10 protein-coding genes are annotated in these 12,642 nt (G+C 50.5%); all 10 read right to left on the bottom strand.

Features of this window, described 5'->3' with window-relative positions; translation table 11 throughout:
* Window positions 1-36 precede the first annotated feature (36 nt).
* The 10 genes from Q0L39_RS00630 to Q0L39_RS00585 all read right to left on the bottom strand — a co-directional run bounded on the left by Q0L39_RS00630 (window position 37) and on the right by Q0L39_RS00585 (window position 12,620).
* Entirely contained in the window at window positions 37-3,381 is a 3,345-nt protein-coding gene (locus Q0L39_RS00630; RefSeq protein ID WP_296626402.1) for a serine/threonine-protein kinase, read from the bottom strand.
* Between the two features lie 170 nt (window positions 3,382-3,551).
* The gene (locus tag Q0L39_RS00625; protein WP_296626401.1) at window positions 3,552-4,640 is read right to left on the bottom strand and encodes a serine/threonine-protein kinase; all 1,089 of its coding nucleotides are present in this window, start codon (window positions 4,638-4,640) and stop codon (window positions 3,552-3,554) included.
* A 2-nt stretch (window positions 4,641-4,642) separates the two neighbouring features.
* A complete protein-coding gene (locus tag Q0L39_RS00620; RefSeq protein WP_296626400.1) occupies window positions 4,643-5,986 on the bottom strand; it encodes a trypsin-like peptidase domain-containing protein in 1,344 nt (447 codons plus the stop codon).
* A gap of 11 nt (window positions 5,987-5,997) precedes the next feature.
* On the bottom strand, window positions 5,998-6,708 hold the full coding sequence (locus tag Q0L39_RS00615; RefSeq protein ID WP_296626435.1) for a protein phosphatase 2C domain-containing protein: 711 nt from the start codon (window positions 6,706-6,708) through the stop codon (window positions 5,998-6,000).
* A 23-nt stretch (window positions 6,709-6,731) separates the two neighbouring features.
* Complete coding sequence (locus Q0L39_RS00610; protein ID WP_296626399.1) at window positions 6,732-7,703, bottom strand: protein phosphatase 2C domain-containing protein; 972 nt, start codon at window positions 7,701-7,703, stop codon at window positions 6,732-6,734.
* 3 nt (window positions 7,704-7,706) lie between these two features.
* A complete protein-coding gene (locus Q0L39_RS00605) occupies window positions 7,707-8,381 on the bottom strand; it encodes an FHA domain-containing protein (RefSeq protein WP_296626398.1) in 675 nt (224 codons plus the stop codon).
* A gap of 27 nt (window positions 8,382-8,408) precedes the next feature.
* Window positions 8,409-9,119 carry a DUF805 domain-containing protein gene (locus Q0L39_RS00600; protein WP_296626397.1) on the bottom strand — a complete coding sequence of 237 codons (711 nt, stop codon included), beginning with the start codon at window positions 9,117-9,119 and terminating at the stop codon, window positions 8,409-8,411.
* A 239-nt stretch (window positions 9,120-9,358) separates the two neighbouring features.
* Window positions 9,359-9,820: an IS200/IS605 family transposase gene (gene tnpA / locus Q0L39_RS00595; protein ID WP_076917642.1), complete on the bottom strand. Its 462-nt coding sequence runs from the start codon at window positions 9,818-9,820 to the stop codon at window positions 9,359-9,361.
* Between the two features lie 209 nt (window positions 9,821-10,029).
* Window positions 10,030-11,520, bottom strand: a complete 1,491-nt coding sequence (locus tag Q0L39_RS00590; protein ID WP_296626396.1) for a hypothetical protein — start codon at window positions 11,518-11,520, stop codon at window positions 10,030-10,032.
* A gap of 20 nt (window positions 11,521-11,540) precedes the next feature.
* Window positions 11,541-12,620: a Xaa-Pro peptidase family protein gene (locus Q0L39_RS00585; protein WP_296626395.1), complete on the bottom strand. Its 1,080-nt coding sequence runs from the start codon at window positions 12,618-12,620 to the stop codon at window positions 11,541-11,543.
* Window positions 12,621-12,642 lie beyond the last annotated feature (22 nt).

The raw sequence follows: 12,642 nt of genomic DNA, 5'->3' as shown, positions 1-12,642 counted from the left end.
AAATTCCACGGGCTGTTTTTCATCTTTTATCAGCAATCAAGCCAAAGCCTGCTGCGCATTTCCCTCAATCCACTTTGTGTCAAAGGGATGGTCAGGAGTTGTTTGTAAGGCTCCCTTATTATAGATCTTACTTTCACCTGTAATCGTATGGGGCGGATTGATCTCCGCTTTGCCGTTGTTGTAGATCACGCTATCCTGCTGCACGAACTTCATCTCATCCCATCCGCCAACAACGAAAAATCCGTCGTTGGTGATTGTCGTACCTCGCAGCTGTACGTTGCAATAATCGCTGAAGACCGTTGCCTGCTCTGCAATAGAAACGGTGCTGTTTTCCAGACAAAGATCATTTCCAGCTTCCGTAAAGATGCCTCCCTGACCGATATTCAGCGTACAGCTTCGCAGCATCAGATTGCCGCCGCCGGAAAGACGAGCGTTCTCAATCTCCATTGTTACGCCCGAAAGCACCGTCATGCTGTTGCTCATTGGCATCAGCACCGCCGACTGATCTGCAATGTGCAGATGGCTGTTGTCCGCCGAGAAAAACTCGCTGCTGCAATCAGCTTCAGGCACGATCAGCGAATGATTCCTCAGCTGAATCTCTGTTCCGGCTGCCTGGATGCGGCTGTCGCCGCTTCCCTGAAGAACACTGCCGTCCAGATAAATCTGTCCGCCTTCTGCTACGGTCAGGGTGCCGCTATCCAGCTGCATTGCTGCACCATCCAGCAGGGTAACGCCGTCCGCTGTCAGGCTGGCTCCATCCGCAAGAATTACCTTGCTTGCAACCGATACCAGGCTGCCGTCGGTAACGGTCAGATTGCCGGTGATGTACAGATCCTTGGTGATCTTGCACTCGCCGGTATAGGTCACATTGCCCGAAATCGCAATCGCATCGACAGCTATCTCATTCATCAGGCTGTCCAGCTGCTCCTGCGTTGCAGCTGCCGAAGCATTTTGGGCAATCTCTGTTACCTGCTGCTCATTGGCAACCGAATAAACCACCGGTGGATCGCTGCACAGCAGCTCAACCGTTCCGCCGGTCGAAATATATCCGCCATTGGCTGGTTGATCAATAAAACCAGGAGGGCCTAACAGTATTGCTCCCGCTTCTGCCCGAAGGGTACCGAAATCATTTTCAACCAGATACTCATTCCACAGCTTGCCTTCGGATTGCACCAGCAGACTTCCTTTGTTATACAATAGACCATTGTTACACATTTCCGCCTGACTGTTCACCGTCAAGGTTCCAAAGTTATGGAGTCGGGAACCGGTGTTCAGATTGAGCGACTCCCCTTTTCCCATTGCTGTGAGCGTTCCGTAGTTGGAAAGACTTGCATTCAACAAAAAGAAGTTTTCCGCATCCAATGTTCCGCTCGGTGCATTGAGCAGATGGCTATTCTGCCAGAGACGCGAACAATCTCCGTGCAGCATGTAGCCTTCATTATAGATGACCGAATAGCTGTCTTCACACAGCCAGACACCGCCGTTTCCTACGTCGCTGTCTTTTCTGCCCGAAAAACTTCCATAATTGATAAACGCAGCGCCCTGATCCATCCAGACGCCTGCCTCACAGCTTCCGTAGTTAATCAGAACCGATGTATCTGCATACAGTAGCAGACTGAACGGCTCCTGTCCCTCAACATAGTCAGCAGAAACGGTGACACCCTCTGCAATATAAACCGGACAAGCAAGGGAAATCTCTCGGTTCAGCGTAATGTCTTTGGTGATTTTGATGCCTTGTGGAATCTCCTGGTCCACACACGCAATCAATTCCTGTAAGCTGGTCACCTCTCTGGCTTTATCCATCTCCTCCTTAAACACCAGCGAATAACCGCCGATATTTCTGATCGCTGACTGATCGTCGGCTTTGAGGTTCTGGCTGCCTTCCATCCAGAGAAATCCGCGCGCACAGCTGAGGTGTCCATCCAGTCCATCCGGAAAACTGAGCCGCAACTGTTCTCCCTTCATCTGCAGATTGCCGTCGTCCAGCACCAGACTGCCCTGAACCTGGATAAAGCCTTCTTTGTCGATGCACAGAACGTCCACATCCAGTTGAGCGCCTGTCTGAATCTGCATGGGTTTGGTCAAGGTAAAAAGACTGCCGTCTGTCAGATAGGAAATCTGACCGGATACACCCGAAGGAAGGACCAACGCTGTCACCGACGGATCGTCCATCAGCTGCTGCAAGCCTTCCATCGTCATCTCCTGTGCCGTCAGCAGATGAGCCTCCTCCCAGTTGATGCTGGGCTCTTCCTGCACCTCATCAGCGGATGACTGCCCAGACTGCACAATGGTGTTTCCCTTCTCAACAGAAGTGTTCCCAGGAATCAGCTGTACCGCCAGAATCAGCAACAACAATACGGCTGCTCCGGCGCTGATAGACAGGATATGGCGATGAGCAAAAGCAAGGCTTCGCCGCCAAAAATCCTTCTTGGGATCAGGCAGCGGCATAGGTGTTGGTCCATCCAATGTTTGTTCCTGCGAGATATCCTTTGTTAAATCATCATCCTGTGTAATGATGGGATCTGGCTCAGGAATCAAGACAGACGGTGCATACAGCGCTCCCTGCAGCTCTTCCATGCTTTGATAGCGGTTTTTAGGCGACAGATTCAGGCCATGCATGATCGCCTCTTCCTGCTGCGGCGACAGGTTAATTCCCAATTTGCTGGGCAGGATCATCGATTTCTCCGAACCGATGCGGTTGAGCGCCTGCGGCGGCTTCTGTCCGACCAGACAGAAATAGATCGTCGCACAAAGTGCATAAACATCGGTCCAGGGACCCTGTCCACCCGCCGTCTGATACTGCTCAATCGGTGCATAACCATGTTTCAGTGTGATGGTCAGAGTCTCATTTCCGTTTTCGACATCCCTTGCACAGCCAAAATCAATCAGCCGCACCTCTCCATCCTCCAGCATCAGATTGTCAGGCGAGATGTCCCGATGGATCAGTCCTGCCCGATGCAGGTTGGACAGTGCGCTGAACAACGGCTTGATCAGTGTGAACAGCTCATCCGGCGGTATCCGGCCGCCGCGCTGTGCCACCAGATCGGTAAAGGTCGTGCCCTCGATATATTCCATGACAATATAGGCGGTGTTGTTTGTTTCAAAAAAGTCACGAACACCCACAATCACCTGCTGTTTATCCATCTTTGCCATCGTTCTGGCTTCCTGCAGAAATCTGGTCTTGCCGCGTTCAAAGCCGGAACGTGCCGGCGCAACGCTGAAGCTGACCAATTCCTCGGAAACAGCGGTATTTCGGCTGACCTTGTCCACCGGATAATATTCCTTGATCGCCACCTTCAGCTCCAACCGCAGGTCACAGCCGATGTAGGTGATACCAAAACCGCCTTCTCCCAGCACTCGTCCTACCAGGTATCGGTCCATCAACAGGGTTCCAGGGCGCAAATGGTGGGGCTGTGGAACGTAATTCCCCGCAGTCAGCCCGCAGCGTGGACATATTTTTCCATCTTTTATGGGTGTCATGCAATACGGACAATATTGCGTACTTGGCTTCACTTTTGCAACCTCCTTGTTCTCAGTGCTTATGCATCACCCTAGATCAGCTGTGCCAGCCCAAAAACAGCCGACACTGCTGCCAATATGCACAAGCCTATGACGATCCAGTGCAGCACCGACTTTTTCAAGTCCGGCTGCGGAGGAATTGGTTCAGGTTTAGGTTTAGGATCTGGATCAATCTCGGTGTCCGTCATTTCGGTATTTGACCAGACGGTCAGTCCTTCTGCCCGTTCCAGCCACTGCTGCACCTTTTGCGGACGCATTTCGGGATTCAGCTGTAATCCCCACATCAGCAGCGCTTCCCAGTCGGGACTGACCTGAACATCCAGGTCATGCGGCCAGACCAACGGGTCCGGCTTATTGTCATATACGGCAAACTGCCGTTCCGGCGCTGCCGGAGGAACCATTCCTGTAATGCAGTAGTAAATCGTTGCACACAGTGCATACAGGTCGGTATAATCTCCCTGACCGTGTGAACCATACTGTTCTGTCGGTGCAAATCCTGGTTTTAACTGCACCGTCATCGAGCGGCCGTCCTCCATCGCACGGGCACAGCCAAAATCCATCAGTTTGAGCGTTCCGTCCGGCATCCACATGATGTTGTCCGGTGCAATATCACGATGCAGCACACCGCGCTCGTGAATCGCGCAAATATCTCGAATCAACGGCGTCAAATGCGACCGGAGGACATGGACGGGAATCCGTCCTCCGCGCTCGACCATCTGCCGCAGATTGGTTCCATCCAAAAATTCCATCACCATATAGGCTGTTTCGTTGGCAGGAAAAAAATCCAGTATCCGTACAACCGAAGGAATATCGTCCAATGCCCGCAGCATTGCCGCCTCGTTTAAAAAGCTCTTCTTTCCGTTTTGATATACCTGCTGGTACTGTGTCAAAGGAACAATGCTTCCATTGGGCATTCTGCAAGGCTGACAGCGGTTTGGAAAGTATTCCTTGATCGCTACCGGTCTGCCGGAGGAATTTTCTCTTCCTCGATAGGTAATTCCAAAGCCGCCTTTGCCCAGCACCTTTTCCAGCGTAAAACTATGTCTTGGTCCACTGATGACCGTTCCAGCCGGAAGACAAGGATCCATGATCGTGTGCTGTGTATGCTGCGTATTCTCCATGATTAAGATCCCCGCCTTTCTGTGATGACAAAGCTCTCCTGACTGGAGCCAAGATAGAATCCATCGCCCACTTTGATCTCGATTGCCTGATTGGACGGCAGACGGGTTCCTGGCAGAAGATAGGTGCCATGGCTGGAACTCAGATCCTGTAAGAATATTTTACCATGCTGATACCATACAGAGCAATGTTTTCCGCTGACACCAGGTGTGCCCGGGAATACAACATTGCATACATCGCTGTTTCGTCCCAACACAAGCGGTGTATCCTGCCGAATCATAAAGCGCTGGCCTGCAAGGGCGCCGGAGGTACACTGGAGGCGATAGCCGGAATCATTCGGATTCGCAGCAGCGGAGGCCGGCTGCTGAATCACCGGCTGCTGAATGGCTGGCTGTGGTTCCACTGGCGGCTGTACTGCATCGGGCTGACTTGGATGTTTATTCTTGCTGGCAACAATCACGATGACCACTACTGCCGCGACAGCAATGACAGCGACAATCACAACTACCGGCAAGAAACCTGCGCTGGTGTTCGATTCAGTCGACATCATATACTGGATATTGTTCTGATTTAACAGCAGGACTGCTTCCGAAATATCGCATGCGTAGTAGTTCGTTTCCTGGGTGTCAGAATTGGAGACCGTCCAGGAGTTTACACCCAGCACCTCTCCTCTTTCGTTGACCATCGGTCCGCCGGAATTGCCATGCTGGATGACAGCATCGGTCTGTATCCGACGAACTCCCGATCCGGACGAGGTCAAAAGCCGGCTGATGGTGCCGCTGGTGACGGTCATATCGTTTAGACCGCTCTGTGTGGTGGCGTCGATCAGCATATTGTCCGACAACCCAGGGAAGCCAATACAGTAGACCGAGGAACCGACCATCTCATCGGTAGGCTCGGTCAGAGTGAGCGGCACGCGCTGATCGGTCGGCTGGCTCAGGCGAAGAATGGCAATATCCGCCGTTTCATTAAAATCAACGACGTTTGCCTGCACAAAATCATCGCGGTCAAAATAGACATCCACATACGCCTTTACCGTCATCTGTGTTTCACCAATGTCCAGCGTGACCCATTCACCGGAACCGGCAGCCAGATAAAGCTCGACGACATGGTGATTGGTAATCATATATTCTGGATTTTTGCCCTGTTCTCCAACAAAAAATCCGCTGCCCGTACCGCCTGTCACCAGGTTGCCGCTTTCATCCCGCACGGTGCAGATGACCTGGGCGACGCCGTTTTTGGCATCCAGTGCGCTGCCCGTCTGTTGCTGGCATCCAGTGCATAAAACACAAAGTACCACACATAAAAAGAGAATAATCCCCTTGAGTTTTCCTTTCATCTTCCTCATCTGCTCCTCTCCTATACGGTAAGCCAGACAGCCGCTGCCGTATTATTGTCGTTGTTTTCGGGTGCTCTTTGACGCAGCAGACTGCGCATCCGTTCTACCCAGTCTTTGGGAGAAGCTGCCTGCGCAAGGGATGATGCCATCTCCTGCTCATAAACATATTCCCAAAAGCCATCGCTGCATAGCAAAAAGGCATAATTTCCAGGGGTCAGATCCACGCTTCCGGTATCTACATTCAAGCCGCCATCCTGTCCAAGCGCCCGAAAAAGCCGGCTTCTGTCCTGATGGAATCGGATCTGGTCCTGTGTGATCTCTCCCATCATCACCGCTACCTGGGAGGCGCTGTGATCGCGTGTCTGCCGCACCAGCTCACCGTTGTAAAACTGGTACAGGCGCGAATCTCCCGCATAGGCCCAGTCGGCGTGACCTGCTCCCACCGACAGTGCCACGATGGTGGAGCGCATCCTGCAGACAGGTGTTTGGGCAGACAGGATTTTGCGGTGCGCCTGCATAATCAGGTCGTATAAAACAGCCGGTGAGGAAACCCCAGTCCATCCGCTGTCGAGCGTCTCCACTGCAATGCCGGAGGCGATTTCTCCGCCGCCATGTCCGCCCAATCCGTCGGCAAGTACGGCAAGAAGCTGATTTTCTCCCGTCTGCCGGATACAAACGGCATCTTCATTGTGCGGGCGCCCACCTATATCTGTATAGCTGTACGTATTCATCACGATGTACGGCTCCTTTCTCCTTAACGTCCAGTCGAAGCAGGCTGTGTCTCACAGGACAGGATCACTGCTGTATAATTGTCCTGATCTGGATAGGCCTTTTTCTGGATCGCCTGTTCCAGTTCCGCCGGTGCACCTTCCGCTCCCTTGTCCAATGCCGCACAGATTTCCGATTCTTCCAGCGCATTGTAGATGCCATCGGTCATAATGATCAGCTGGTCGCCAGGAATCAGCGTCACCGGAGTAGACGGCAAATCCACCTGATCGAGCGCTCCCATTCCCATGAAACAGACCAGACCGTCCTTCTGTTTATTGGTATAAACCTCCTGCAGCGAAATTTCCCCGTTGATTGCCTGCAAGGCCAGTTTTTGTTTCAGATCATGTTCACGGTTGAGCTGAATCAGTTGTCCACCGCGATAAAGGCAGATGCGGCTGTCTCCGACGCTGACCCAGGAAAAACGCCCGTCACGGATCATTCCCATCGCCATGGTCGAGCCGCTGCTGCGGTAGTGGTCAGGTCCCAAAAAGCGATTGACCTCCCGAACTGCCCACTGGGTCAAAGTCAGCAGCACCTGTTCCGGTGTGCCCTGGCCCTGTGAATAGGTAAATCCATCCAGCACCGTCTCGACAACGGCGGTACTGATTTTATCTCCATCCGAAAGTCCGCCCATTCCGTCGGCAACCACCGCCAGCAGCCCGTTTCCTTTGAGCATCTCCGGATCAGAAACGCCAAAGCTGTCCTGCTGATAGCTCCTTGCACCCTGTCCATGAACCTTGCCAATTCGTATCTGTTGGATGACAGCCGGATGCAGCTTTCCCGTCCTTTGAGGCTGCCGCTTTTTGCGGATAAACCAAAACAGCGCCGCACACAATGCCAGCAGGACAAGAACGCCGAGTACGATCTCTGTCGTAGAAAATTCCAGATTCAATAAATTCTGTTCGGGAGCAGATGCCTCGGGAGTTTCAACCGTAAGAAAGAAATTCATCCAATTCATCGTTTAATTATCACTCCAGTCAAATTGCTCTCCCGACAGTCCAATGAATATCAGGTTGGTGCTTCCTATCGTGATGCGGTCATAGCTCTTCAGCTCTGCTTCCCGAATGACCGGCTTGCCGTTGAGCAGCAGCGGATTTTTGCCCAATTCATGCGCAATATAGAATCCTCTGGTTTGCGGAACATAGGTCACGCTGCAATCCCGTTCTGCCGAGATGGTCGCATCGCCATGGATGCAGATATCGCCGCTGGTTCTTCCGATGTAATTGTATCCTACGCGGATACGGTAGTCGGTTCCGCGGCAGGGACCATCCACCGCTACCAGCCATCCGACAACCGGAGAGGAGGTTCCGGCCGGTGTGGACGGGTCAACCGACTGCGTTTCCTGCATTCTTCCCGAATAGCGCACCTCTGGGATAGCGGTTGGTTCAAATCGGCTGTAGCCGCCTTGGGGCGCATACGCTTGATTTTGATATCCACCTTCCGGCGGTGCTGTCGGTGCAAACGAACCATTGTTCTGTGCTCCCATGTCAAAATCTGCACCCATTGGGTCCGCCGAAAATGGGTCGAGAGTAGGTGCAAATCCGCCGTTGCTGCAGATAGGACAGCTTTCAAACCGGCTGGGATCGTATGGATGTCCGTTCGGGCAAATTTTAATCTTTTTCTGTATTTCTGCCATAATTGATTTCCTCCCTGTTGTTTTCTCTTACATATAGATAATCTGGCACATATTGGATGGTGAACCCAGATAAAACTTGCTTCCAACACTCAGACACTCTGGATAGTTAGGCGGCAGTTTCTTGCCGTTTTCCAACCAGGTTCCATATCGGGAATTGAGGTCGATTAAAACCGGAACGCCTCTTTCCTGCCGTACACAGCAGTGCTGATTGCTGATGCCAGGAACTCCCTCTCCGTAGCGGACAGCACAGTTGGGCGCGCGTCCCAACACAATTCCCTCGCTGCCAATGCGATAGGTATGTCCTCGCAGTGTTCCCGACACACACTTGATCGCCAGCGTGCCCTGACTGACAACCGGCCTCTGCGCAGGTGAACGATAGGCAGCCTTTTGTCCAAGGGGATTGGGACCATAGCGGTTATCCCCTGGCTCGCTTTCCTGACACAGCCAGATGACCAGAAGCACCCATCCCAAAACCGGTACCAGTCCGATCAGCATCCATACTCCGCTTCTTCCGATATCGTGCAGTCGCCGCACTGTTACTGCAAGACAGGGGATAAACATTGCCAACACAAAAATGTTCAGCAAAATCAAGCCGAGCACAACCACCGACAGCAGCGAAAAGGCAAGGACCACGCAATAATAAAACAGCATGAAATACCAATATTCTTTTCTGCGGCTGCGTCCATCAAACTGCGCATATTTTCGAAGTACTTGTTCAACCCAATTAAGCCACTCCATCTTTGACACCTCCTGAAAAGTAGGTTGATTCCTGTACTCCTATCATACCATCTGGCTTTTCCCGTTTCGTCCAACCGGTTTCCAGATTTGCAAAGTCCTACCTTTCGTGTTTTGCCAGCACGCTCAAGTCATGACCACCCCTAAGAGGGGTGGCATGACGAGCGGCCTATAAGGCCGTGATAAAAGCCAGCGCCTAAATGACGCTGGCTTTCACTTCGTTCAAGCCTCTGGTGGTATGATTACTTGCTACCCTTGAAAGGGTCTACATACTCCTTCTTGCTTAAACTATCTTCTATTTGATCTTGCTTTTCTTGCTCTCGGATATATTTTTGTATTGTCGCAGTATTGATTCCTACTGTACTTACATAATATCCTGTTGCCCAGAAGTTTCTATTCCCAAACTTGTATTTTAGGTTTGCATGCCTTTCAAATATCATCATCGCACTTTTCCCTTTGAGGTATCCCATGAATTGGGATACACTGTATTTGGGCGGTATACTTACCAGAATATGCACATGATCCGGCATCATATGCCCTTCTATAATTTCTACACCTTTCCACTTACACAAATCTTTTATGATTTGCTGGATATCTTTTCTCAATTCTTTATAGATTATTTTCCGACGGTACTTTGGTGTAAAAACGATGTGATACTTGCATACCCATTTGGTATGTGCTAAACTATTTGCCATAAGAAACATCCTTTCCTGGTTTTTTAGAGGCTTGAACAATCTCTATCTTACCAGAAAGGATGTTTCTTTGCTTAAGCCTTAATCCACCCGCATAGCGGGCGGTTGTTGAACTTTCGCTTATTGGCGAAAGTTCTTTGCTAAAGCACTAATAAAAACAGCAGGAGAGACCTTTTAGTCTCTCCTGCTGTTTTTGGGAAATATGAAATGCATTTTAGAAATTATCCTAAAAATTTATCGCGGAGATAGTCAATATAATACTGGATATTGACATCTTCCCCTGTTGCTTTGATCAACGTCTCACGAGCTGAATAGGTCTGTCCATACTGGTGGACATGCTCTTTCAGCCACTGATTGATCACGCTGATATCTCCCTGTACCAGTTTTTCATAGGCATCTGGACAATCCTCCAGCATTTTGTGGCGCATCTGTGCCGCATAAATTTCGCCCAAGGTGTATCCCTGGAAATAACCGATATAACCGGAAGCCCAGTGAACATCCTGCAAAACGCCTTCTGCATGTGTTTTTGGTTCCACTCCGAGATATTCCTTGTATTTTGCATTCCATGCCTGATCCATGGTATCCGCCGTAACCTTGCCTTCAAAATAATCCCGTTCCAGCTCATATCGCAGAATGATGTGCAAGTCAACGGTCAGTTCATCCGCATTCAGACGGTTGGTTCCTGGAATTGGTTTATTCAGCGCACTGAGCAGGTCATCCAGCTTTACATCGCGGTATTTTGGGATTTTCTCCTGCAGTTTTGGATAAAATGCTGTCCAGAATTCCTTGGTACGTCCCACCATGTTTTCATAGAACTTCGACTGGGACTCGTGCATTGCTCCATCAATTCCACCCCAAAGTCCAGCTGCTGCAACCTCATCGCTGCCATTATAGTTGTACAAACCATGTCCGGTTTCATGGGCAGCGGCGAGTAGGCTGCGGAACAACTCGTAATAATTGGTGGAAGGTCTTGAGTCACGCGGTCCATTACAGGTGCAGACCGGATGGTGTACCTCATACACGACGCCCTTGTTCCAGTCAAATCCCAGAAGGTTCTGCACCTCACGAACAAGCTCCATCATGGTTTGCTTATCCGCATCGTTCTTTAAAACAGAAGTGTCAATTTTTGCCCGTTTTTCTTCCGTTTTTGCCAGAATATCCCGAATTGCTTCCTTGAGCTTTTCAAAGATGGCGTCAATTTCTTCCAAAGTAAAGTCCTTGTCAAAACGATTGACCAAAACCTGATAAACCGGCTTTGTTGGATCAATCGCCTGTGCAATCTCTCTTTGGACATCAAAGGCTTCCTTTAATACCGGTTTAAACGATTCATAGTCATTTGCATGGACACAGCGTTCCCATTCCAGCTGGCCTTCCGAACAGGCTTTGTTGAGTCTTGCCTGAAGCTGTGCCGGAATCTGCACTGCTTCTTTATATTTTGCAGTCAGATAATTTACCATACCGCGCTCAATATCGTTCTGGTACTGGCTGTCGTCGACCGTTTCAAAATAAGCTACCAACTGTGCAACATGGTCATTGACCAGCTGGTCGTGACGGATTTCAGCGAGGTAAGCGTTGACCTCTGCTTCATAGGAAAATCCATCTTTCGGGCAAACATGCCATTTATCGCAGTAGATAATATTGTCGATCGACTCCAGATAGCGCATCTTGACGACGACATCTCTCACCTGGTCGATTGCCTGTGCATAATTCATACCGTCCATCCTTTCTTGGATTACAGGATCATCAATTCATCGCTGATGTTGGTCAGACGTTCAAAGCCATTTTCTGTAATCAGGTAGTCGTCCTCGATGCGGACTCCGCCAACTCCTGGAACATAGATGCCTGGCTCGATGGTATGGATGACACCTGGCTGGAGCTGATAGTCGTTGGCTGCGCTGATAAATGGTGCTTCATGGATATCCAATCCAAAGCTGTGGCCTGGACCATGTGGAATCTTGTATCCTCTTTCCTCCACATATTGATTGATAACCTTGTGCAGCTGGCTCATCGCAAGGCCAGGACCCAATACCTTTTCTGCCTCCCGCTTGCTGTCGCGGACGATGCGATAGATGTTGAGCAGCTCCTGATTTTTAACTTCTCCTACCGCTACGGTGCGGGTGATGTCGGAACAGTAATCATGATAACGGGTACCAAAGTCGATGGTGACCAGGTCGCCCTCCTGAATCTTGCGCATAGATGCTGTTGCATGGCAGTTTGCTCCGTTGTCCGGTCCCGAAGCAACGATGGTTTCAAAGCAGAAGCCGGAACCTCCGCGGCTGCGGAACTGATACTCCAGTTCATTTGCAATGTCAATTTCGGTAACACCTGGCTTGATCACATCAAGCAGCGCATAGAAGGAACGCTCCGAAATGCGGCAGGCTTTGCGAATGGTTGCAATTTCCTCCGGTGTCTTGATCCGGCGAAGATGTTCTACATAAGGAAAAGCCTGTACAAAGTGCGTTCCTGCACATTCTTTTGCAAGCGTCTGATAATCTGCATAGGAGATGTCTTCTCCATAGATGCCGCATTCTTTGATGCCACATGCTTTTACCAGTTCACCGGTTCGTCCATAATAGCTGGAACCGCGGGCAAATGCACTGACTTCCAGACCTTCAGTCTCCTGCTCTGCCTGATTGGTAAAACGGCCATCGGTAATAAAATAATCTTTGTCCGCGGTCAGCAGCAGCACTGCAACACCATATTCACCGGTGAATCCGGTCAGATATTTGATGTCCGATCCTCTGCTGACAATCAGGGCCTCTATGTTATCCTTCTGCATCGAAGATTTTAACGATTGCATTCTGCTGTTCATCGTTCATCCATCCTTTCAAACC

The sequence above is a fragment of the uncultured Negativibacillus sp. genome, from assembly GCF_944388365.1.
GTDB lineage: Bacteria > Bacillota > Clostridia > Oscillospirales > Ruminococcaceae > Negativibacillus.
The sequence above is the reverse complement of the archived record's forward strand: the minus strand, read 5'-3'. Positions and strand labels throughout refer to the sequence as shown.